Source organism: Ruegeria sp. CDSC054, assembly GCF_059610645.1.
Genome location: NZ_JBXWOA010000014.1, coordinates 34,096 through 54,938 on the forward strand (window position 1 = coordinate 34,096; position 20,843 = coordinate 54,938).

Below are 20,843 nucleotides of genomic sequence, written 5' to 3' on the forward strand. Positions count from 1 at the left end.
CCATGGCCGCGCCGTATTTTTACGGGTTTGTCAGAGGAACGACTTTGTGCTCAATTCGCCGGAACCGCAGAGGGAGGATCAGCAAATGACACAAGCCAGCATCTATGAGCGTCATTTGGACAAATGCCGGGCAAACTATACGCCGTTGTCACCGCTGAGTTTTGTCGAGCGAACAGCGCATATTTATCCGGACTACCCTTCGGTAGTTTACGGCGCGCGTCGCTATACATGGGCTGAAACCTATGCCCGCTGCCGCCGGCTGGCAGGCGCATTGTCCGCACGCGGAATCAGCGCGGGCGACACGGTTTCAATCATCGCGGCCAACATTCCGGAAATGTATGAGGCGCATTTTGGCGTGCCGATGGCGGGCGCTGTTCTGAATGCCATCAACACTCGATTGGACGCACCGATCATTGCCTTCATACTGAACCACGCGGAATCCAAGGTCCTTCTGGTCGATCCCGAGTTCTCAGGCGTGGTCAAAGAGGCGCTGAAACAGGTGGATCACGATGTACTGATCGTCGATATCGAGGACCCGAGCTTTGACGGTGGTGAGAAGCTGGGCGGCCTGACCTATGACGCCTTGCTGGACGAGGGCGACCCTGAATTCAACTGGTCGCTTCCCAAGGATGAGTGGGACGCGATCACGCTGAACTATACCTCGGGGACAACAGGCAATCCCAAGGGCGTCGTGTACCACCACAGAGGGGCCGCGCTGAACGCGCAGTCGGACCTGCTGGACTGGAACATGCCAAAGCACTCGGTCTATTTGTGGACCCTGCCGATGTTCCACTGCAACGGCTGGTGTTTCCCCTGGGCGATGGCCGCCAATGCGGGGGTTTCCGTCTGCCTGCGGGCCGTGCGGGACGAACCGATTTATGCGGCGTTCCGGGATGAGAAAGTCACGCATTTCTGCGGCGCGCCGGTCGTTCTGAACATGCTTGCCAATGCGCCTGATCACCTCAAGGATTTCGATCATGAGATCAAAGTGATGACCGCTGGCGCGCCGCCACCCGCTGCGGTGATCGAAAGCATGGAAAACATGGGCGTCGAAGTTACCCATGTCTATGGATTGACCGAGACTTATGGCCCGTCAGTGGTCTGTGCCTGGAAGGATGAATGGAACGACAAGGGGGCCGAAGACCGCGCCGCGCTGAAGGTCCGTCAGGGTGTGCGCTATACGGCTCTGTCGGGGCTGATGGTTGCGGACCCGGACACGTTGGAACCTGTGCCTGCTGATGGTGAGACGATGGGTGAGATTTTCATGCAAGGAAACGTCGTTATGAAAGGCTACCTCAAGAACGCCGAAGCCACAGATAAGGCGTTCCGGGGTGGATGGTTTGCCTCTGGCGATCTGGGGGTGATGCATCCGGACGGTTACATCGCGCTTAAGGACCGGTCGAAAGACATCATCATTTCGGGGGGTGAGAATATCTCATCCGTCGAGGTTGAGGATATCCTTTACAAGCACCCGGCGGTGATGGAGGCCGCCGTGGTTGCGCGCCCGGATGACAAATGGGGCGAAACGCCCTGTGCATTCATCGAACTTAAGCCAAACGCGCAGGCGAGTGAGGCTGATATCATCGGCTTCTGTCGGGAAAACATGGCCCATTTTAAGGCCCCCAAAACGGTGGTGTTTGGACCTTTACCCAAGACCTCGACTGGCAAGATCCAAAAGTTCAAATTGCGGGATCAGGCAAAGGCGCTGACTTAAGTGCCCACCTTGTCAAAGATCGACAGATCAAGATCCAGCATTTCACCCATCCAGATGGCCCGGTCCCGATGATCCGCCAGATGGTCGCCGGTTTCGGGGTGGGTGAAGATGGTCAGGCCCTGTCGGTTCAGCATTAGCCAAGGCATGACTTGATCGAACGCGTCCGGGTCAAAGCCCAACTGGCAGCTCCATCGCGGGTGGGGGCCTACATTTTTGGCATGCATGCGCCCCATCTGCACTGGAAACAGATCGGCGACCTCTTCACAGACCTGCTGGGCAATGGCTTGCGTATTTGCGTCGTAATAGACATGGGCGTGATAGCCGGTGATCTCTGACATTGGGGCCTCTTGCATACGTTTCGAACAAGGTACGGCGCTGCAATTGGTATTGCCACTTGCGCCGTCACACAGGCTCTGTGCGCCAGATCAAGTGGTTGCGTGGAGATTTGGGTGGGCTGCGGCAAAGGCGGGATGTTCGGCACAAGCGGCCTCGGCGTTTAAACTGCGCGGCAAGTCCGATAAATCCACGTCCCAACGGCGCGCATTGTACATTTGCGGGACCAGGCAAACATCGGCCAGTCCGGGCTTGGTCCCGGTGCAATAGGGTGCTTGTTCAAAACCCTCGAGAAGCGCCTCAAAAGCCAGTAGACCGGGGCGAATGAAATGGCGCATCCAGTCACCGGGCATACCGTCAGTACCATCACTCAGCGCGGTCGCATACTGCGCGACGGACAAGTTGCAGACCGGATGCACATCAACCGCGATGGATTGCGCCAAAGCCAGCGCATGCGCCCGGGCCGCCGGTTCCGGAGGCAACAGTCCAAGGCCGCGAGTTTGGTCAAGGTAGTCGATAATGGCCAGAGATTGCGTCAACCGCAGCCCGTCAATCTCGAGCACGGGGACCAGCCCCTGTGGATTACGCGCCAAGTGGTGGTCGGACCTTTGTTCGCCCGCTGCCAGATCAACCGACACTCCGCGATAGGTGATCCCGGCCAGATTCAGCGCGATGCGCACCCTGTAGCTGGCCGAAGACCGCCAAAAGTCATACAACACCACGCCGCTCATCATCGATCTCCTCAGTTCGTCAGGTGTCCTTCAGCGTGGCGGCTTTCAGGGCGCTAGACAATACATTTGCATTGCCGATGTGATTGGCCAGGACCAGAACCAGACGTGCATTCAGGGCGTCACTGTCGGCTTTGACCAGCCCATCATGCGCCGCCACCAAATCGGCATAGAAACCGTCGGCATTTTCAAGATTGGGGGAAAGGATCAGATCGGTCATGTCGCTCACTCCTTACCTGTTGCCCGGCGGATCGCCTGCCGGAATGCGTTTTCTTCGAACGTGTCGCGACGGGCTGCAACGTGTTGGTCAGGCCTGATCAGGTACACCGCGCCTGTGGCATCACCCAGATACCTGCGCTTCAACTCCAAAGACAGGTCATCCTTGACCGACAGGGCCAGCCGCGTCGCCTGTACACCGCCCTCTTCGATACTGTCGGGTGCATCCGCATCTATCGTCAGCAGCGTGAATTTTCCGGCCAACTTGGGCAGCAAAAATTCATCACCCAAAGGCGCGTCGGGGCAGGCGGAACCGGGGCGCGTGATCTCTGGCCCGGTCAGAGCATCCGCAGAACTCAGCGATGATCCGGAATATGCGCATGGTGTGCTCAACCGGCCGGAATTGACCAGCGGGCGCGCAAACGCGTAGTGCTCGCTGAGGTCCAAAACCGCATCCCGTAAAAGACGCGACATATCGGATTTGGGCGTGATAAATTCCGTTGATAGGGTGGACATGCGTATATTCTCATCAGCGGCTTCGACCCGTTCGCGGTTGTAGCTGTCCAGCAAAAGCTCGGGCGCGTCGCCGTCAATAACCATCTTTAGTTTCCAGCACAGGTTGTCTGTGTCCTGCAGGCCAGAGTTGGCCCCGCGCGCGCCAAAGGGGCTGACCTGATGAGCGCTGTCGCCAGCAAACAAAACGCGACCATGACGGAACCGCTCCATCCGACGGCATTTGAACGTGTAGATCGAGACCCATTCAAGTTCGAAATTGATCTCTTCGCCCAGCATCGCCTTTAGGCGAGGGATCACGTTTTCAGGTTGTTTTTCCTTCTCGGGATCGATGTCCCTTCCTAGTTGCAGGTCGATCCGCCACACGTTGTCGGGTTGTTTGTGCAGCAGGGCAGATTGTCCGCGATTGAACGGCGGATCGAACCAGAACCAGCGTTCGGTCGGGAAGTCCGCCTGCATCACCACGTCCGCAATCAGAAAGTTGTCTTCGAATACACGGCCTTCGAAATCCAGGCCGAGCATGCGGCGGGTAGGCGAGTTTGCACCGTCACAGGCAATCAGCCAATCCGCCTCAACGTTATAGGGGCCTTCGGGCGTTTCGACTTCAAGCTTGACGTGATCGTTGTGGGTGCCGACGGCTTCGACCTTGTTCTGGCCGCGAATTTCAATCGGCGCGCCCTTGGCCTGCAATTCCCGTATCCGTTCAACTAGCGCTTTTTCAAAATAGTATTGTTGCAGGTTGATGAAGGCCGGGTTCGCATAACCGGTGTCGGGCTGCAGGTGAAACTCATAGACCTGACGGTTGTCAAAAAAGACTTTGCCGGCATCCCACAGCACGCCTTTATCGACCAATTTGCGCCCCGTTCCCAGACGGTCGGCGATTTCCAGTGACCGCTGTGAGAAACAGATTGCGCGGCTGCCAAAACTGACCTTGTCATTGTCGTCCAGCACGACGACCTGAACGCCCTGCTGCGCCAGATCAATGGCAGCGGCCAATCCAACTGGACCGGCTCCGATTACGATAACCTTGTGTCTTACTGAGCTTGCCGCGTCTTGGTCCGGGCTGCGTTGATAGGCATAGAGCGGGACTTCGAAGATCTTGTTCATGGGTTCTCCCCCGATACTCAGGCGCCACGGGCGCGCAAGGTCTTACCCTCTGGCACGGGTGCGCCGGAAGGCCTCGGCCCATGATTCCACCTATTTCCTCTGCGCAAAACGATCTGGATCAAGTTTGCCCGACTTCTTCAGCCTTGCAGGGCCTCCCACATCTCAAGATCGCGCTGCGCGGTCCAGATGCGTGGTGTGTCGATGCCGCGCGCTTCGTCATAGGCGCGGGCGACATTAAAGGGCAGGCAATGTTCGTAGATCGCATAATCCGCGAATTTTGGATCGCACTCTGCGCGCACTGCATCCCATGCCTCTTTCAGAGATCCACCGCGTGCCGCCACTTTCGCAGCCGGGCGGTAGGTGCTTTCGACAAAGTCACGGGTGTTTTCGATCGCTGCATTGACCATGTCCTTGCCGACCAAGGCGTTTCCGCGACCCGGTGCGATGGCATCGACGTCGAACCACTTGATTTCATCCAGCGTATCACCCCAATCGCTGAAATGCCCGTCACCGCAATAGCAGGCCGAGTGGTATTCGACGATGTCACCGGTGAACATGACATTCTGATCGGGTACGTGAATGACGATATCACCTGCGGTATGGGCGCGGCCCAAATGCATAAGATCGACCCGGCGATTGCCCAGATAGACCGTCATCGTGTCGCTGAATGTGGTGGTGGGCCAGGTCAGGCCGGGGATGCTTTCATGACCTTCAAACAGGCGGGGGAAACGCTGAAACTCGCTGTCCCAGTCCTCTTGCCCGCGTTCAACGACCATGGCGCGCGCCATGTCCGACATCAGGACCTGTTGCGCACCAAACGCACTGGCGCCCAGTACGCGAACCGCGTGATAGTGGGTCAGCGCAACGTGGGTGATCGGTTTGTCGGTGACGGACCGCACACATTCGATCACCTTGTTGGCCAGGCGCGGGGTCGCCTGCGCCTCGACAATCATGACGCTATCATCGCCGATGATGACGCCTGAATTCGGATCGCCTTCGGCGGTGAAGGCATAAAGGCCCTCGCCGACCTCGGTGAAAGAAATCTTCTTTTCCGACATGTCCCCTTGGGACGCGAATGCCTTGGCCATGATGAGTTCCTTATCGGGTGTATGGGTTTTCAAGGGCGGGCAGCAGGGTCCCGACACAGTCGCCAAACCCGATGGTGTAGCCTTTGCCCTTGGCAGCACCTGTCAGGGTCAGTGTGTCACCGTCCTCGATAAAAGTACGGGTTTCGCCGGTATCCAGCGTCAGTGGTTCCTTTCCGCCCCAGCTGAGTTCCAGCAGCGAGCCCCGCTCTGGTTTTGTTGGACCGGAAATCGTGCCAGACCCAAGCAGATCGCCCGTGTTCATTGGGCAGCCCGAGGTCGAATGGTGTGCCAGTTGTTGGGCGGCCGAGTAGTACATTTCGTTGTAGTTCGTCCGGGCAATGACTGTGGCGTCCTTGCCGTCGGGCTCCATCGTGACCTCAAGATCAATGTCATACAGCATCGGACCGCAGTCCTTGATGTGATCCAATAACTCGAATTCACGCGCAGGCGTGTCGCAGCGGAACGGTTCCAGCGCCGCCTTTGTCACAATCCACGGGCTGATCGAAGTGGCTGTGGCTTTGGCCTGAAACGGCCCCAAGGGTTGATATTCCCAGGCCTGAATATCGCGTGCGGACCAATCGTTCAGTAGAACATAGCCAAAGATGTTGTCGTCGGCCTCCTGAACCGAGATGGGTCCGTCCGAGGGTGTACCGACAATCGCGCCCATCTCAAGCTCGATGTCAAAACGACGGCTAGGCAGAAAAGCGGGCATGTCATGATCGGGCGACTTGAGCTGACCCCAAGGCCGACGGATATCGGTGCCCGACACTACAACGGAAGAAGCCCGGCCGTTATACCCGATGGGGATATGCAACCAGTTCGGCGGCAGGGCATTTTCCGGTCCGCGGAACATGGTGCCAACGTTTTGCGCGTGGTGACGTCCGGCATAGAAATCGGTGTATTCGCTGACGGCGAAAGGCATGTGCATTTCGGCGTCGATCTGGGCAATAAGCAACGGTTCAACCTGCGCCTGTTCTTCTGCGCCTTCGGCCAACAATGCGGTCAGGCGGTTGCGCAATGCAGCCCAGACGGCAGGACCTTCCTCCATCAGCGGGTTCCAGAAAGGCAGATCGAAGAGCGGCTCGTCGGCCATTTCGATCAGGCCCTCGGCCTCGGCTGCGGTGACGTCCAGAATCATGTCACCAATCGCCACGCCGCACCGCGGATCACCGCCTTCGGTCGAGAAAACGCCGTATGGCAGGTTGTTCAGAGGAAACGGGTGATCGGCCTCATTGGCCGAGGCCACCCAGGATTTCATTAATGGCATGTATTCAAACCTCTTTTGGGTGTCACTTTTTGCCCGGTGTGCCGTCGAACTTTTTCTCAAGCGACGTCCAGCAGTCGATGTAGTCATCCTGCAACGGGGCTTCGTTGGCTGCAAATGGTGTCAGATGCTGCGGGAAACGGGTTTCGAACATGAAGGACATCGTGTTGTCCAGCTTGTCTGGCCCGAGGTTCGCGTTTGATGCTTTTTCAAACGCTTCCCGATCCGGCCCATGCGGCAGCATCATGTTGTGCAGACTCATGCCACCTGGAACAAAGCCCTGCGGTTTGGCGTCGTACTGGCCGTATATGTTGCCCATCAACTCAGACATGATGTTCTTATGATACCAGGGCGGGCGGAACGTATCCTCGGCCACCATCCAGCGTTCGCGGAACAGGACAAAATCAATGTTTGCCGTGCCCGGTTGCCCCGAGGGCGCGGTGAGGACAGTAAAGATCGACGGATCGGGATGGTCGAATAGAATTGCACCGACCGGACAGTAGGTGCGCAGGTCATATTTGTAGGGCGCGTAGTTCCCGTGCCACGCCACCACGTCCAGCGGGCTTTGGCCGATCTTTGTGGTATGGAACTGCCCGCACCATTTGACCGTCACGGTCGAAGGCACCTCGCGGTCTTCAAACGCCGCCACCGGAGCCTTGAAATCGCGTGGATTGGCCATGCAATTGGCCCCGATTGGACCGCGGCCGGGCAATTCGAACTTCTGGCCGTAGTTCTCGCAGACAAATCCGCGCGCCGGGCCTTCCAGCACCTCGACACGGTACACGAGGCCACGGGGGAGAATGGCGATTTCCTTGGGTTCCAGATCAATGATTCCGAGTTCGGTCGCGAACCGCAGGCGACCTTCCTGTGGCACCACCAACATCTCGGAATCGGCCGAGAAGAAATAGTCATCCTCCATAGAGACGGTGACCAGATAGATGTGGCTGGCCATGCCCACCTGCGTGTTCACATCCCCCGCCGTTGTCATGGTGCGCATACCGGTGAGCCATGTCAGCCCTTCATCGGAATGAGGCACTGCGTCCCAGCGGTATTGGCCAAGGCTGATCACATCCGGGTCAACGCAGGGCGCGGATTTCCAATGTGGCAGTTCGATTTTTTCATAACGGTGCGAATGCTTGACCGACGGGCGAATGCGATAGCACCACGTGCGCTCGGGCGGATTGGCTGTAAAGGCCGTGCCGCTAAGCTGTTCACCATAAAGGCCGTAATTGCAACGCTGCGGGCTGTTCATGCCCTGCGGCAGCGCGCCGGGAAGGGCCTCGGTCTCGAAGTCGTTTCCAAAGCCGGGCATATAACCCGCATGCGTGCCAACGGGCGTGCTGGCTTGCGTCATTTTGTGCGGATCCGTCGGATGGTTCATCCTGTGTTCCTCCAATTGCTGCTTGTCGAGTAATAGTTGATTTTGTAACTAACAAGCATGACTCAGGACAAATCTGCCAAAAAAGATGACTTTGATCTGCAGGAATTCCTGCCGTATCTGCTGAACCGTGCAGCCGAAGAAAGCTCGCTGGAGTTTCAGCAGGTCTATAAGGACCGTTACGGAATGCTTCGCACCGAATGGCGCGTCTTGTTTCATCTGGGAAATTACGGCGAGATGACTGCGAAAGAAATCGGTGAGCGCGCCAAAATCCACAAAACCAAGGTCAGCCGTGCAGTTTCGAAATTGGAACAGCGCCGATACTTAGCCCGTAATCGCGACACTTCCGACCGCCGGGTTGAACAATTGACGCTGACATCCGCAGGTCAGACGGTTTACAGGGATTTGCGCCTGGTGGCCGAGGCCTATGATACAAAGCTTGCCGGCCTGTTTTCCCGGGACGAAGCAGAACTGTTGCGCAAAATGCTTCGGCGTTTGGCGCATATGGATTGACCACTGGTAATTCACCGCCTCAATTCCCAGATGAAGCCCAGAACAAAAATGGGACAAAACATGACGACCTTGGATGCCGATACGGCAAAATCAAGCGATCTGATCAACTGGCTGGTGGCGCGCGGGCTTGAGGGTGTCGAAAAAGAAGAACTGCTGGAAGAGTACTGCAATCGCCTGGTGGAACTGGGCGTTCCGCTGATGCGATTTCACGCAGCCCAGTCGACCCTGCACCCGATTTATGGCGGAACCGGCTATAGCTGGTATTACGGCAAGGGCGGGGAATATCAAAAGTTCGAATACTCTGAACAGCCCAGCGATCAATGGCGTGCTAGCCCTCTGTTTGCTGTTCTGAACGAAGGCGAAAGCGTCGTGCACGAACGGTTGGTGGATCAGAACGAACCCAGCCGATTTCCCTTGCTGAATGAACTGCGCGAACATGGCGCCACTGAATATTACGCGACGGGTGTGTCCTTTGACATTCCGACTCATAATCAGCCGAAGGACGCCAAAAAGGCGGTGAACGGTGTATTGTTGTCCTGGACGTCAAACGCGCCCGAGGGGTTCAAGGACAGCGATCTGGCGTTGATCAATACAGCGCTGCCGCATCTCGGGTTGGCTTTGAAATCGGCAAACAACCAGCGGATTTCAAAGGACCTGATGCGCGTCTATTTGGGCCGTGATGCTGGCCGGCGCGTTTTGTCCGGCGAGATCAGGCGCGGGTCGCTTCAGCAGATCGATGCAGTGATCTGGAACTTTGACCTTGAGGGGTTCACCAGCCTGTCCGAAGAGCTGCCGGGCGATGCCCTTATTGAGATGCTAAACGAGTATCTGGCCGCTGCGATAGACGTGGTCCACAAATGCGACGGAAGCATCCTCAAGTTCATGGGCGACGGGTTGATGGCCATGTTCGATGTAGGCGAGATTGATGCGGATGCGCGTGCGGCATTGGCGGCCGTCGCCGAATTGGAGGCATCGATGGCGAAACTGAACGCACAACGTTCTGCCGATGGCCTACCTGTGTCGAACTATACGCTGGCCCTGCACGCGGGTGAGATTCTGTACGGCAATATCGGCTCTGAGAACCGCCTCGACTTCACCGTCATCGGCCCGACCGTCAACCAGACCGCGCGGATTGCCGGAATGCACCGATCACTTGGGCAACGGATCCTGATCTCGGACGATGTGGCTAAGGCTGCACGACCTGCCGCGTCAGAGCTGGTCTCTGTAGGTCGTTACATGCTGCGTGGAGTGCCGGAACCGAAGGAACTGTTTACGGTTTACAAGGCGAATGACGCACGGGATTAAGTTTGCGTTTTGTGGCCGAAATTAATCACGGCTTGGGCCTATCCATTTGTGAACAGGCCCAGGCAATGGTTTCTGGCTCAGACGTGATCGTCCTTAACCAACGCGCCGCGCCCGTGGCCGGCCATACCCCCTGAGACTTCTTCTGTCGCCTCATCAGCGAGTGTCTCTGGCAGGATCAGGTTAAGCACAATAGCGATGAACGCAGCTGGAAGGATGCCTGACGCGCCCAGGACCCGCAGGGTGTCGGGCAGGTGCTGCAGCGCATTTGCCGATCCGGGCGCCACGTTCATGACTTCGAGTTGAAGCCCCAGACCAATCGAAAGCGAAACCGCAAAGATCACCATGTTGCGACGGTTCCACACAACATCCGACAACATGGATACGCCTGCGGCGACAACCATGCCGAACATGACTATGACGCCGCCGCCCAGCACTTCGATCGGAACCGTTCGGATCAACCCGCCGACCTTCGGCACCAGACCGCACACAATCAGGAAAATGGCACCAATGGTGACCACGTGGCGGCTCATGACGCCGGTCATAGCGATCAGACCGACATTCTGGCTGAACGAGGTGTTCGGGAAGCCGCCAAAGACACCCGCAATGGCAGAGCCGAAACCGTCCGCGTATGTGGCCCCCTGAATCTCTTTGTCGGTCGCCTCGCGACCGGCGCCACCTTTGGTGATTCCCGAGACATCTCCGACCGTCTCAACCGCAGAGACAAAGGCCATGAGGCAGAAACCGATTACTGCGGCGAACGAGAACTCGAAACCGTATTTGAAAGGCTGCGGCAGTGCGAAAGCCGCAGAGCGTTCCCACGAGCCGGAGATCACTTCGACGGGCAGCTTCCCAACCAGTAGGCAATAAACATAGCCCACCAAAATACCGACCAGGACAGCCGAAACGGAAAGCATGCCACGCGCGAAGAACTTTAGCCCCAGCGTGACAAACACAACGATCAGCGCAGGTGTCCAGCTGGACAATGAACCATAACTTTCCGCACCCGATGCTTTGGCTGGTACGCCTCCGGCCGCGTATTCGATGCCGACCTTTACCAGTGCAAGACCGATCATCGTCACAACCAATCCGGTGACCAGAGGCGGTAATGCAAAGCGTATCCTGCCGATTACCGTGCCCAACAGGGCATGAAACAAGCCACCGATAATCACGCCCCCAAACAGGGCGGCAAGACCGTCCACGCCTTTTCCGGCAACCAGAGGGATCATGATCGGAATGAAGGCGAATGATGTGCCCTGTACGATCGGAAGCGCCGCGCCAACCGGGCCAAGCGTTACCGTTTGCAACAGCGTGGCAACACCGGCGAAAAGCATCGACATCTGGATCAGGTACAGCAATTCGGGAAAATCCGGGCTGTTTGAGCCAAAGCCAAAGCCCGCCGCGCCAGCGACGATAATCGCCGGAGTAACGTTTGACACGAACATTGCAAGCACGTGCTGAATCCCCAACGGCACGGCCCGGTATATGGCTGGAAAGTAATTTGGATCGCGGAGTTGCTCCGGCGTCCCAATGGATGAATCGGTCATGGCTGTCCTCCCGTAAACGCGCGCTTTGGCGTCCTGTCCTTTGATAGCCTGGTGTGGAATTCACATCCTGATCCATTCAAAGTTGTCTATTATTAGAGCAAGCAGATAGCTGGGATTATCAAAAATACCAAAAAGGTGTTTTGGATGGTTGTATTTTTGGTAAAGAAACCAATGGCGGTCCAGAGTCAGCCCTAACTCGACGCTGAAGCGTCAGGCTGCCGGTATTGTCAAAACTCATTGCCCAAAAGGGCAGGGGCGCACCCGATCTACGATTTTAGCGAGGTATAGTAGCGCTGGGACTGGAACGCCCGAACGTGGCAGTTAGAAGTCGATCTCTACGCCCGGCAGGTTAAGCTCTTTCATCATGTCGCGCAGCTCTTGCCGTGCAGCGATGTTCGAAATGTTCAGCTGTTTGACCCCGATATCCTTGAGGTCCAGCAAGGTCAGGCCGCGTGGGAAAAGCTCGCGGAAGATAACCCGCTCGGAGAAACCCGAGGCGACGCGGAAGCCGATGCGCTGGGACAGCATCTCAATCGCGCGCTGCATCTTTTCCTTGTTGACCATGCGCTGGGTGCCGACGCGGTTGCGCACGACCACCCAGTCGATGGGTTTTAGTCCCGCCTGCGCGCGCAACTGACGCGCGTTCCACACCATTTCCGAATAGACCGACGGGCCTAGGATCTTTTCGCCCTTCGAGTCGATCCGTGCAAGCAAGTCAAAGTCGATAAAGCTGTCATTCAGTGGCGTGATCAGCGTATCGGCCAGCGAATGTGCCACCTGGCTTAGGCGTGTGTGCGATCCGGGGCAGTCGATCAGGATGAAATCGCTGTCGCTTTCCAGCTCGGACACGGCAGCTGACAAGCGGTGGTCATAGATGTTTTCGCCGGGTTTCAGCTTGGCGGCATCAATCTCGGGCAGATCGTGGTGGCGAGGGCTAGGCAAAGTGACCTCGGACCCGTTCAGGAAATTACCGCGGTTCTCAAAGTACCGGCCAAGGCTGCGCTGCCGAAGATCAAGGTCCAGTGTGCTGACCTTGTGACCCAATCGCGCTAGTGCGGTCGCTACATGCATCGACACGGTCGATTTGCCTGCGCCGCCCTTCTCGTTCCCCACTACGATAATATGTGCCATGCTTGTATTCCCACGTCCCGCCGTGCTTAACCACACGTTGTTGCGACCCACTATATGTTGTGGAGGCCGGGAATGGAAGAACCCCAAGCGCCATCGAAGGGCAATATCAGGCTCTAATTTGGAAAACTCAACCGGGTGTGTTGGTTAGGACGCGTGCTTGTCAAAGCGGATGGGGTGTTTCACAGTTCAAATCAGGGTTTGGCGATAGGGGAACCGGTTGGACCATCTGTTTTTGAACGTTCTGAACGTGGTTCTGCCGGTGCTGATCTGTGCCGGGATCGGCTATGCCCTTGCTGTGATCAAGGCGCCGTTCGACAACAAAGTCATCGGTGGGATCGTCTCACGCGTTGGGTACCCGACGCTGATCATCTCGCATCTGTCCACGACCCAAGTTGCGGTTGGCACCTTTCTGGACGTCATGACGGCCGCAGCGCTGGCCATTGCGGGGTTCGGAGTGTTGGGATTTCTGGCACTAAAAGCCATGCGTCTGCCGGTTCGGGCCTTTTTGACGCCGCTGATGCATGGGAACGTGGGCAATGTCGGGCTGCCTATCGCGTTGCTTGCGTTGGGTGATGCGGGAATGGCCTATACGATGGGTTTTGTCGTAGTCGTGCTGATCAGCATTTTCACCATCGGCATGTGGATCCCGGCGGGTGAGTTTTCGCCCAGAAAGCTCGTCACGTCCCCGATCATTTATGCAGTGATCCTATCACTGATCCTTATGGCGAGCGGATCAAGCTTGCCTCAGCCGCTGGCAAAATCCTTCGACATTCTCGGTGGGCTGTCGATCCCGCTGATGCTGCTGACATTGGGCCATACGCTGGCGACGTTGCGGATCAAAAGTCTGGGCCGGGCGGTGCTGTTGACCGTTCTGCATCTGGTCATGGCGATTGCAATCGCCAGCACTTTGGTATGGGCGTTCGGTTTCACCGGAGCTGAGCGTGGCGCGGTGATTCTGTGTTGCCTGATGCCATCCTCGGTTGCGACTTACCTTTTCATTGACCAGCACGTTCCGGAATACGGGCCGGATGTTGCTGGTTTCATTCTTGTGTCGACGCTGGCCACGATCGTCGTCCTGCCGGTGGCTCTGTCCTACTGGATCTAAAGCCGACCCTTTGCGCAGCGACAAAAATCGTTAAACTGCTCATTAATTGCATTTAAGAACAATGAGTTTTGGGGTGTATTTATGATCGACAAGACGTCATCTGACCCAACACACGAGGGGGGTGCCCGCGTTGTGCTGGCGATGACGGCCATCTGCATGATGGTTGTTGGGTTTAACACAACGGCCGTCGCGACCATCCTGCCGAACCTCAAGGCCGAGTTCGATTTGACACCATCCGGTCTGCAATGGGTGATGGCAACCTATACCGTGGCCAGCGCTACGCTGGTCACAATCGTCAGCCGGTTGGGCGATATCACCGGCAAGATGGGCGTGTTCTTTGCTGGTATGATTGTCTTCGGCATTGGGTCCGCCTCGGTCCTGTTTGCGCAAGATGGCGCGATGCTTTTGTTTGGGCGCGGGGCGCAGGGTGCAGGGGCTGCGGCCTTGTTTGGAACATCTCTGTCATTGCTCACCGCCGCCACACCCGAAGAACAGCGTGCAGGTGTCACCGGCGCATGGGGTGCAATTGTCGGTCTTGCCATTGGCGTCGGGCCGATCGTCGGCGGAGCCTTTGCCCACTACATCAGCTGGCGCGCAGTGTTTGCGACCGATCTGGTGTTGCTGATGTTCGCCTTCCTGATTGGGCTACATGTCAGCCGGCGCAGATACGTGCCGGACACACGTCAGGCCGGGGCCAAGTTTGACTATCCGGGTGCTTTTGCGCTGCTGTTGTTCCTTGGCCCGCTGTCCTTCGCGCTTAGCAATGGCGAAAGCAGCGGGTGGGCTACGCCGATGACATTGATGCCGCTGGGAGTCGCTGCGGTTGCGACAATCATCCTTGTCATCGTATCCCGCCGCAGCGACGATCCGTTGATCGAGCTGCGATACTTCAAGCATCCGCGCTATTTCATGGCCGCCGTTGGTATGTTCTTCACCGGCTTCACGCTGTTCTGCTTCTTTGTGTATTTCAACACGTTCGTTCAATCCCCGGATGCTTTCGGTTACTCGCCTGTCGGCGCAGGTTTGGCGATCATGCCGCTTAGCCTCAGCATGTTCGTGATCTCGGTCACCGCACCCCGGTTTCTGGCACCCTACAGCTTTCGATGGCCCATTGCGGTTGGCTTGGGGGCGATGGCCTGTGGGTTCTTGCTGTTGATGACAACCTCGAACTCCACCCTATACGCCGAGATCTGGTGGAAGCTGATGATCGTCGGCATTGGGTTGGGGATCTGTTTCTCGCTGCTACCCCGCCTCGGTCTGCGCGTGTTGCCGGAAGAGCATGTCGGGCAAGGGTCCGGAGTGATTAATGCCTGCCTGTATTTTGGCGCGACACTAGGGGCCGTAGTCGGAGGCTTGGCCGAAGCTATAACGACCCGCAGAGGTATTTCCGAGGTCATGAATGCTTTGCCCACCGGGTCCGCCCAGCGAGAAGATCTGGCCCATTCCCTGACCCATGGGACGCCGAGTCAAATCCAACAAATGATCGCTAAAATGGATCCTGAAACTAGCGTTGCATTGGCCAAGGCCCTTAGGGACTTGCAGGACAACGCCTTTGACAGCGCGATGCTTGTTGCTGCTGCGGCGGCTCTAGTCGGGATGGCTTTGGCGCTGATGTCGCTTCGAGGCCCGGTGCCGCCCGTACACAGCGCAGCCGAGCTGACGCGTGCGAAGAGTTGAGTTCGCTTCGACCGTTCGGAATTCTTCTATTGGAAATCCGGTTGTGATAATAGGGCGCCATGGTTGAGTTTGCGTTACTCTCTCAAAAAAACCTGCGCCCTTTGGCGGCTTTGTCTGTGCGGGAAGATCAGGCAGGGTTTGTCGCGACAAATCTAATGACGATGGCGCAGTCGATTTTCGAACCGGGGTCAGAAATCTATGGCATTTGGGAAAGCGGCGATGCGGTTGGTTTGCTGGCCATAATCGACATGGCGCATCCCGACGCAGATTTGGATGACGGGGATGACCCGGATGGCGTCTATATCTGGCGGTTGATGGTCGACAAATCTCGTCAGGGTCGGGGCTATGGAATGGCCGCATTGGATTTTGCAAAATCCGTGGCTTTGAAAAAGGGTCGCTCTAACCTGGTGATCAGCGTCGTCGACGAACCCGGCAGTGCGCTGCCGCTTTATCAATCGTTCGGGTTTGCGCCGACTGGCCGGCTTGTCGATGGTGAGGTCGAGTTGATCATGCGGCTGGATTAGCCACTTATTTTTGGCAACGTTCTACGCACAAAAAAGGCCGCCCCGGTGGGCGGCCTTTCGCATCTCAAACAGGTCTGGCTTAGAAGCCCAGACCTTCGTATTTCTTCTTGAACTTCGACACACGGCCGCCGGCGTCCAACAGGCGCGACGAACCACCGGTCCATGCAGGGTGCACAGAGGGGTCGATTTCCAGAGCCAGCTGATCGCCTTCGGCGCCCCAGGTGGATTTCATCTGAACTACGGTGCCATCGGTCATTTTGACGTCGATGACGTGATAATCGGGATGGATGTCTTTTTTCATCTTTCCGTTCCTTACGCTTCGGCGCCAGCCTTGGGCTTGTAGTTGGTGACTTCTGCGATACGCGCGGATTTACCACGGCGCGAGCGCAGATAGTACAGTTTGGCGCGACGGACGCGGCCACGGCGGACAACGGTGATGCTGTCGATGTTGGTCGAATACAGCGGGAACACACGTTCTACGCCTTCGCCAAACGAAATTTTGCGAACGGTGAACGCACCGGCGATGGTGTTGCCACCTTTGCGGGCGATGCAGACGCCTTCGTAGTTCTGCACACGGGTGCGCGACCCTTCGGTCACTTTAAAGCCGACACGGATGGTGTCACCGGCTTTGAAATCGGGGATGTCCTTCCCCAGGGCGGCAATCTGTTCCGCCTCAAGCTGTGCGATCAGGTCCATCGCATTTCTCCTATCTGCTCGTGGTTGGTCCACGAAGTTGAGCACGGCCTGAGAGCTCTTGGTCTTCACCGGGTCCTGCGAACAGCCCGCCAGAGGTCAGATCGAATGTTCCTTATGCCTGGTCTGCCCTGCCGCGCCGTGGCCGAAGAAAGCCGGGCGTCACGCCATGATGCAAACCAAAACACCGGAGTCGCATGTCGCGGCACCGGATTGCGCTGCTTTACGGGCTTTGTGGTCAGGGATCAAGTCTGAATCGCTATAAAGATCGGGGCGGAATGGTAGGTTTTCGCCGCTTGTCAACAACACCGTTGCCTTGTCAGGCAGATCGGGCATTCTAGAGGGAATTATAAGAGCAGAAATTTGGAACAGGAACATACCATGCGTACAGCATTGATGCTGGCTGTTATGGCCTTCGCGACCCTGTCTTGCGGTCGCAGCAGCCCGCCGCCCCAACAGGTTGAACCAAAGGCATTTCTGAGCACCACGTCGCCTTCGGTCATTTTTCCAAGCTTTGGGGATGCCAAGCCGCACGAGTGGGAAGGCCGGCATCCGGGGCATTATCCGGTTCACGGGCTCGATGTTTCGCGATGGCAGGGCCCGATTGACTGGCGAAAGGCCAAGTCATCTGGCGTCAGTTTCGTGTTCATCAAGGCCACCGAAGGGGGCGACGTCGCCGATCCCTTGTTTGAAGATCATCGTCGCGGCGCGCAAGCGGCGGGCGTTCCTTGGGGGGCTTATCACTACTACTATTTCTGCCGACCGGCGCATGAGCAGGCGAAATGGTTCATCGAGAATGTGCCCAAGGGTGCAGATCTGCCGCATGTGCTGGATATGGAATGGACGCCACATTCCAAGACCTGCACCATCCGGCCTGATGGCGCGACGGTTCGGTCCGAGGCGAAGCGGTTCCTTGATATCCTGGAACGCCACTATGGCCGCCGCCCGATCGTCTACACGACCGTGGATTTCTACGGTGACACCGATATCTCCCGTCTGCCCAAGACGGAATTTTGGCTACGGTCGGTCGCCGGGCATCCGCGCAACGTTTACCCCAAGGCCGCATGGCGGTTTTGGCAGTATACGGGCACGGGTTTGGTTCCTGGCGTTCAGGGGAAAGTGGACATCAACACATTCAACGGCCCGCCGGAAATCTGGGCCAGATGGAAGGCGGGCGGCGCTTAGCCGCTTGGTGCCCCATAAGTTTCAATGGTTCCCCCGGCCACAAGGTGATCCAGACGGCGTACCCGTTCTTGGCCAGATGTGTGATGCAGCCAGAACCGCTCTCCATCAGTCAGTTCGCGTCGTTCGAAGCCAAGTTCGGTCATGCAGCGATGCACCTGGTCAATTTCACCCTGTGAGCGAAGCTTATCGTCGAAGGGCGCCGTAACGATGGGGCCAAGGATCACGCCCCACAGCAGGATATTCGTGGCGTATCCACCGATCACCGCGCTGTTGCCCCCAATATCTTCCTCGGTGGCGCATGATTGCACGGCGACCTTTGCGGAGTGCAGGTTATGGCCCGCCTGAGTGGGCACTGCCATCTCAAGAGGCTTGGTTGTGCAAGCTGAAAGGGCAAGCACAGCTAAGCATATGATTTTTTTTAATTTAGCAGCCTGTTATGCGTTCAATTGAAATCGCATTTTGCAATATCTTCAAGATGAGTATTTTTTCAGAACATCAGCTTCAAGTGGTGTTCGCTAAATACAGGAACGTGCTGCATACAAGCCACACTCGGGGTATCAATCCTGTGTGTCGTCCCCGGATTCCTCATAGCGTTCCCACAGATCAGGGCGTCGCTTGCGGGTGATCTCTTCAGACATCTGGTGCCGCCATTCGGCAATGCGCCCATGATGACCAGACATCAGAATGTCGGGGATCGGACGGCCTTTCCAATCTGCGGGTCGGGTGTATTGCGGGTGCTCTAAAAGACCCGAGGAAAAGCTCTCGTCTTCGGCTGAGGCCTGGTTGCCCAATACGCCGGGAATCAACCGCACAGTTGAGTCAATCAGCGCTTGGGCTGCGATCTCGCCGCCGGTCATCACGAAATCCCCAAGGCTGACTTCCTGAATGCCGTAATGCTCCAACACGCGTTCATCGACGCCTTCGAACCGACCGCAGAGCAAGGTCATGCCGTCGCAGCGGGCTAGGTTTTGCATCATACGTTGATCCATGCGGCGACCGCGCGGGCTGAGGTAGATCAGCGGCCAGTTGCCTTGCACACCAGCCATTGTGTGTTCGATTGCCTCACCCAGCACGTCTGCGCGCAACACCATACCCGCGCCGCCGCCGGTCGGCGTGTCGTCGACATTGCGATGTTTGCCAACGCCGAACTGGCGCAGATCCACGGTCTCTAACTGCCACAACCCTTCTTGCAGGGCTTTGCCTGTCAAGCTTTCGCCCAGAACGCCGGGAAAGGCCGAAGGGAACAGGGTGATGATTTTCGCCTTCCAGACCCCGTGCAGGTCAGGTGTCGGAGTCATCAATTCACGCGGCTTCAGCGTGGGTCGGATTGCCTTGCGTCCGTGAGATTTGCCTGGCTTGTCTGTCATATTGTGCCGACCATCGCGTTCTTTGCCCGCTCTACTACCAGAGCTTTTTGCCGGGTCAGCTCAGCTTCGTCCAGATGGGATCGGTTCAGCGTCAGCAATTCGGCCAGCACGCTTTCCGGCAGCCTGCTGTTGGATTTTGTGGGCGGCACCAAAAGCTGCGCTTTTTCCCGAGGCAAGTTCAGGAATTCGGCAAAAGGCGTACCGGGACCAAAGCGGCGCAAATGCGTCTCTTCCAGCCACTCTTGGATCACGGTGACCGACGGCAGTTTCTTGCGAATGTCCGAGACCGTTTCCTCGAGTGGGGGCAGGTGATCCATGTTCGTGCGGAAGGTTTCGAAATCCTGGACTTCACGGGTTCTTTGAAGATCGTGCGCCCACAGGCTGCGCAACCACGCTCCACGCTGGCGCAGGGACAGGTAGATCGTGATATCGACCTCCTGATCCTCGAATCGATCGCGGACGGCGTCCACCAGACAAGCGGCCAGATCGGGTGCAGCTGCATACCCCTGTTCGATATTGCGGCTGGGTCGCAGGCCGCTGAAATTTTCTTCACTGACGATCAGGCCGCGTTTCGTTCCGAAGTTCCGCGTGGCCAGATACTCTCGGGCCTGCGAGCTGAATTCGGACAGTGTTCCCACGGTTCCATAGATGGAATGGCGGGTCGCGGCACCTGACAGCCCCAACTTGCGCGTCTTGTAAGGCAGCAACAGCGCAAAATGTGGCCAGATCAACTCGCGGTTTTCATACAGAAACGACTGTGCTGCAGTGGTTCCGGTTTTGTGCAGCCCCAGATGCAGCAGTACGCGTCGCATCAGATCAGCCCCTCGGGCGGGTCTGCGATGATGCGGCCTTTGTCCAGATCCACGGTCGGAACAACCTCAAGCGTGAAGGGCAGCAAAACGGTGCCTTTCAGCCCCGGCCCGTGCAGTTCTAGAAGATCTGCAGCACCGTGGTTTTGCACTGACTTTACACGACCCAGAAGCGTTCCGCCGGTGTCATAGACCTCAAGCTCGATCAGGTCGGTGTGGTAAAATTCATCATCAGGCAATGATGGCAACTGATCACGCCGCGCGAACAGGCGTAAGCCGTTGATGGCGTCTGCCTGTTCTTTGGTCTCGATCCCCCCCAGACGCGCCGCAAAGCCGTTTTTGATTGGGCGGGTCAGGACCAGCGGATAGCGTTCCTTGCCGTCTTCGTCAGTTAGGGGCGAATAGGCTTCGATATCCTCGGGGATTGCGCAAAAACTTTTCAGCCGCACTTCGCCGCGCACGCCGTAAGACCCCGCAACGCTGCCGACGCAGATCAGATCACTCATTTGGCCCTTCCGTCGTTACACATAATCCGTCCTGCCAGTCGCCCAGCGGGACACATGCCTCGCGTTGATTGTTGCGCTCAAAGAACACGCCCACAATAAATGCGATCAGCAGCAGGATGGGAAGTCGTATCAATCCGAACATC

The 20,843-nt window shown here is 57.2% G+C and carries 23 protein-coding genes; 7 read left to right on the forward strand and 16 right to left on the reverse strand.

Annotated features, from left to right (window positions below; all coding sequences use genetic code 11):
• The first annotated feature begins 85 nt into the window (after window positions 1-85).
• Entirely contained in the window at window positions 86-1,714 is a 1,629-nt protein-coding gene (locus tag AC2FGC_RS20175; RefSeq protein ID WP_496783274.1) for an acyl-CoA synthetase, read from the forward strand.
• Here the strand turns inward: AC2FGC_RS20175 and AC2FGC_RS20180 are convergent.
• The 7 genes from AC2FGC_RS20180 to hmgA all read right to left on the reverse strand — a co-directional run bounded on the left by AC2FGC_RS20180 (window position 1,711) and on the right by hmgA (window position 8,344).
• Complete coding sequence (locus tag AC2FGC_RS20180) at window positions 1,711-2,052, reverse strand: DOPA 4,5-dioxygenase family protein (protein WP_496767278.1); 342 nt, start codon at window positions 2,050-2,052, stop codon at window positions 1,711-1,713. The two genes, AC2FGC_RS20175 and AC2FGC_RS20180, sit on opposite strands and share 4 nt — an antisense overlap.
• A gap of 87 nt (window positions 2,053-2,139) precedes the next feature.
• Window positions 2,140-2,778, reverse strand: coding sequence for a maleylacetoacetate isomerase (gene maiA / locus AC2FGC_RS20185; protein ID WP_496767276.1), 639 nt, complete (start codon window positions 2,776-2,778; stop codon window positions 2,140-2,142).
• Between the two features lie 19 nt (window positions 2,779-2,797).
• A complete protein-coding gene (locus AC2FGC_RS20190; protein ID WP_200833234.1) occupies window positions 2,798-2,995 on the reverse strand; it encodes a DUF2783 domain-containing protein in 198 nt (65 codons plus the stop codon).
• A 5-nt stretch (window positions 2,996-3,000) separates the two neighbouring features.
• On the reverse strand, window positions 3,001-4,611 hold the full coding sequence (locus AC2FGC_RS20195) for an FAD-dependent oxidoreductase (RefSeq protein WP_496783276.1): 1,611 nt from the start codon (window positions 4,609-4,611) through the stop codon (window positions 3,001-3,003).
• A 137-nt stretch (window positions 4,612-4,748) separates the two neighbouring features.
• Window positions 4,749-5,699, reverse strand: coding sequence for an MBL fold metallo-hydrolase (locus AC2FGC_RS20200; RefSeq protein WP_496783278.1), 951 nt, complete (start codon window positions 5,697-5,699; stop codon window positions 4,749-4,751).
• A gap of 10 nt (window positions 5,700-5,709) precedes the next feature.
• On the reverse strand, window positions 5,710-6,966 hold the full coding sequence (fahA, locus tag AC2FGC_RS20205; protein ID WP_496783280.1) for a fumarylacetoacetase: 1,257 nt from the start codon (window positions 6,964-6,966) through the stop codon (window positions 5,710-5,712).
• A 22-nt stretch (window positions 6,967-6,988) separates the two neighbouring features.
• The gene (hmgA, locus tag AC2FGC_RS20210; protein ID WP_496727011.1) at window positions 6,989-8,344 is read right to left on the reverse strand and encodes a homogentisate 1,2-dioxygenase; all 1,356 of its coding nucleotides are present in this window, start codon (window positions 8,342-8,344) and stop codon (window positions 6,989-6,991) included.
• Window positions 8,345-8,401: 57 nt separating this feature from the next.
• Between hmgA and AC2FGC_RS20215 the strand changes: the two genes are divergently transcribed.
• Window positions 8,402-8,854, forward strand: coding sequence for a MarR family winged helix-turn-helix transcriptional regulator (locus tag AC2FGC_RS20215; protein WP_113791366.1), 453 nt, complete (start codon window positions 8,402-8,404; stop codon window positions 8,852-8,854).
• Between the two features lie 60 nt (window positions 8,855-8,914).
• Window positions 8,915-10,159, forward strand: coding sequence for an adenylate/guanylate cyclase domain-containing protein (locus AC2FGC_RS20220; protein ID WP_496727012.1), 1,245 nt, complete (start codon window positions 8,915-8,917; stop codon window positions 10,157-10,159).
• A gap of 77 nt (window positions 10,160-10,236) precedes the next feature.
• Here AC2FGC_RS20220 and AC2FGC_RS20225 read toward each other — a convergent pair whose 3' ends face one another.
• Together AC2FGC_RS20225 and AC2FGC_RS20230 are read right to left on the reverse strand one after the other, a co-directional pair.
• On the reverse strand, window positions 10,237-11,703 hold the full coding sequence (locus tag AC2FGC_RS20225) for a uracil-xanthine permease family protein (RefSeq protein WP_108861328.1): 1,467 nt from the start codon (window positions 11,701-11,703) through the stop codon (window positions 10,237-10,239).
• Between the two features lie 321 nt (window positions 11,704-12,024).
• The gene (locus tag AC2FGC_RS20230) at window positions 12,025-12,834 is read right to left on the reverse strand and encodes a division plane positioning ATPase MipZ (RefSeq protein ID WP_496727013.1); all 810 of its coding nucleotides are present in this window, start codon (window positions 12,832-12,834) and stop codon (window positions 12,025-12,027) included.
• A 217-nt stretch (window positions 12,835-13,051) separates the two neighbouring features.
• Here AC2FGC_RS20230 and AC2FGC_RS20235 point away from each other — a divergent pair, with 217 nt between their 5' ends.
• The 3 genes from AC2FGC_RS20235 (at window position 13,052) to AC2FGC_RS20245 (ending at window position 16,140) form a co-directional block, all read left to right on the forward strand.
• Entirely contained in the window at window positions 13,052-13,939 is an 888-nt protein-coding gene (locus tag AC2FGC_RS20235; RefSeq protein ID WP_496783282.1) for an AEC family transporter, read from the forward strand.
• An 81-nt stretch (window positions 13,940-14,020) separates the two neighbouring features.
• Entirely contained in the window at window positions 14,021-15,616 is a 1,596-nt protein-coding gene (locus AC2FGC_RS20240) for an MFS transporter (protein WP_496783284.1), read from the forward strand.
• Window positions 15,617-15,675: 59 nt separating this feature from the next.
• Window positions 15,676-16,140, forward strand: coding sequence for a GNAT family N-acetyltransferase (locus AC2FGC_RS20245; RefSeq protein WP_496783286.1), 465 nt, complete (start codon window positions 15,676-15,678; stop codon window positions 16,138-16,140).
• Window positions 16,141-16,219: 79 nt separating this feature from the next.
• Here AC2FGC_RS20245 and rpmE read toward each other — a convergent pair whose 3' ends face one another.
• Together rpmE and rplS are read right to left on the reverse strand one after the other, a co-directional pair.
• On the reverse strand, window positions 16,220-16,441 hold the full coding sequence (gene rpmE / locus AC2FGC_RS20250) for a 50S ribosomal protein L31 (RefSeq protein WP_010437577.1): 222 nt from the start codon (window positions 16,439-16,441) through the stop codon (window positions 16,220-16,222).
• An 11-nt stretch (window positions 16,442-16,452) separates the two neighbouring features.
• Window positions 16,453-16,836, reverse strand: a complete 384-nt coding sequence (gene rplS, locus AC2FGC_RS20255) for a 50S ribosomal protein L19 (RefSeq protein WP_058273331.1) — start codon at window positions 16,834-16,836, stop codon at window positions 16,453-16,455.
• A gap of 378 nt (window positions 16,837-17,214) precedes the next feature.
• On the opposite strand from rplS, the gene AC2FGC_RS20260 reads away from it, so the two are divergent.
• A complete protein-coding gene (locus AC2FGC_RS20260) occupies window positions 17,215-18,018 on the forward strand; it encodes a glycoside hydrolase family 25 protein (protein WP_496727017.1) in 804 nt (267 codons plus the stop codon).
• On the opposite strand, the gene AC2FGC_RS20265 is transcribed toward AC2FGC_RS20260, so the two are convergent.
• The 5 genes from AC2FGC_RS20265 to AC2FGC_RS20285 form a co-directional block, all read right to left on the reverse strand.
• On the reverse strand, window positions 18,015-18,377 hold the full coding sequence (locus AC2FGC_RS20265; RefSeq protein ID WP_147235301.1) for a hypothetical protein: 363 nt from the start codon (window positions 18,375-18,377) through the stop codon (window positions 18,015-18,017). The genes AC2FGC_RS20260 and AC2FGC_RS20265 overlap by 4 nt on opposite strands.
• A 198-nt stretch (window positions 18,378-18,575) precedes the next feature.
• Window positions 18,576-19,385: a tRNA (guanosine(37)-N1)-methyltransferase TrmD gene (gene trmD / locus AC2FGC_RS20270; protein WP_496727018.1), complete on the reverse strand. Its 810-nt coding sequence runs from the start codon at window positions 19,383-19,385 to the stop codon at window positions 18,576-18,578.
• Window positions 19,382-20,197: a hypothetical protein gene (locus AC2FGC_RS20275; RefSeq protein ID WP_496783290.1), complete on the reverse strand. Its 816-nt coding sequence runs from the start codon at window positions 20,195-20,197 to the stop codon at window positions 19,382-19,384. Before AC2FGC_RS20275 ends, trmD begins: the two co-directional genes overlap by 4 nt.
• Window positions 20,197-20,700 (reverse strand): ribosome maturation factor RimM, encoded by a 504-nt coding sequence (gene rimM / locus AC2FGC_RS20280; protein WP_496727020.1) that lies wholly within the window; start codon window positions 20,698-20,700, stop codon window positions 20,197-20,199. Before rimM ends, AC2FGC_RS20275 begins: the two co-directional genes overlap by 1 nt.
• Window positions 20,693-20,842: a hypothetical protein gene (locus AC2FGC_RS20285; RefSeq protein WP_496727021.1), complete on the reverse strand. Its 150-nt coding sequence runs from the start codon at window positions 20,840-20,842 to the stop codon at window positions 20,693-20,695. Before AC2FGC_RS20285 ends, rimM begins: the two co-directional genes overlap by 8 nt.
• Window position 20,843 lies beyond the last annotated feature (1 nt).

Coding starts and splice junctions, on each gene's coding strand:
- rimM (WP_496727020.1), bottom strand. CDS start 20,700: ATGAGTGATCTGATCTGCGTCGGCAGCGTTGCGGGGTCTTACGGCGTG.
- AC2FGC_RS20200 (WP_496783278.1), bottom strand. CDS start 5,699: ATGGCCAAGGCATTCGCGTCCCAAGGGGACATGTCGGAAAAGAAGATT.
- hmgA (WP_496727011.1), bottom strand. CDS start 8,344: ATGAACCATCCGACGGATCCGCACAAAATGACGCAAGCCAGCACGCCC.
- AC2FGC_RS20245 (WP_496783286.1), top strand. CDS start 15,676: ATGGTTGAGTTTGCGTTACTCTCTCAAAAAAACCTGCGCCCTTTGGCG.
- trmD (WP_496727018.1), bottom strand. CDS start 19,385: ATGACAGACAAGCCAGGCAAATCTCACGGACGCAAGGCAATCCGACCC.
- AC2FGC_RS20215 (WP_113791366.1), top strand. CDS start 8,402: ATGACTCAGGACAAATCTGCCAAAAAAGATGACTTTGATCTGCAGGAA.
- AC2FGC_RS20240 (WP_496783284.1), top strand. CDS start 14,021: ATGATCGACAAGACGTCATCTGACCCAACACACGAGGGGGGTGCCCGC.
- AC2FGC_RS20260 (WP_496727017.1), top strand. CDS start 17,215: ATGCGTACAGCATTGATGCTGGCTGTTATGGCCTTCGCGACCCTGTCT.
- maiA (WP_496767276.1), bottom strand. CDS start 2,778: ATGAGCGGCGTGGTGTTGTATGACTTTTGGCGGTCTTCGGCCAGCTAC.
- AC2FGC_RS20180 (WP_496767278.1), bottom strand. CDS start 2,052: ATGTCAGAGATCACCGGCTATCACGCCCATGTCTATTACGACGCAAAT.
- rpmE (WP_010437577.1), bottom strand. CDS start 16,441: ATGAAAAAAGACATCCATCCCGATTATCACGTCATCGACGTCAAAATG.
- AC2FGC_RS20175 (WP_496783274.1), top strand. CDS start 86: ATGACACAAGCCAGCATCTATGAGCGTCATTTGGACAAATGCCGGGCA.
- AC2FGC_RS20195 (WP_496783276.1), bottom strand. CDS start 4,611: ATGAACAAGATCTTCGAAGTCCCGCTCTATGCCTATCAACGCAGCCCG.
- AC2FGC_RS20230 (WP_496727013.1), bottom strand. CDS start 12,834: ATGGCACATATTATCGTAGTGGGGAACGAGAAGGGCGGCGCAGGCAAA.
- rplS (WP_058273331.1), bottom strand. CDS start 16,836: ATGGACCTGATCGCACAGCTTGAGGCGGAACAGATTGCCGCCCTGGGG.
- AC2FGC_RS20190 (WP_200833234.1), bottom strand. CDS start 2,995: ATGACCGATCTGATCCTTTCCCCCAATCTTGAAAATGCCGACGGTTTC.
- AC2FGC_RS20285 (WP_496727021.1), bottom strand. CDS start 20,842: ATGTTCGGATTGATACGACTTCCCATCCTGCTGCTGATCGCATTTATT.
- AC2FGC_RS20265 (WP_147235301.1), bottom strand. CDS start 18,377: ATGGCAGTGCCCACTCAGGCGGGCCATAACCTGCACTCCGCAAAGGTC.
- fahA (WP_496783280.1), bottom strand. CDS start 6,966: ATGCCATTAATGAAATCCTGGGTGGCCTCGGCCAATGAGGCCGATCAC.
- AC2FGC_RS20220 (WP_496727012.1), top strand. CDS start 8,915: ATGACGACCTTGGATGCCGATACGGCAAAATCAAGCGATCTGATCAAC.
- AC2FGC_RS20225 (WP_108861328.1), bottom strand. CDS start 11,703: ATGACCGATTCATCCATTGGGACGCCGGAGCAACTCCGCGATCCAAAT.
- AC2FGC_RS20275 (WP_496783290.1), bottom strand. CDS start 20,197: ATGCGACGCGTACTGCTGCATCTGGGGCTGCACAAAACCGGAACCACT.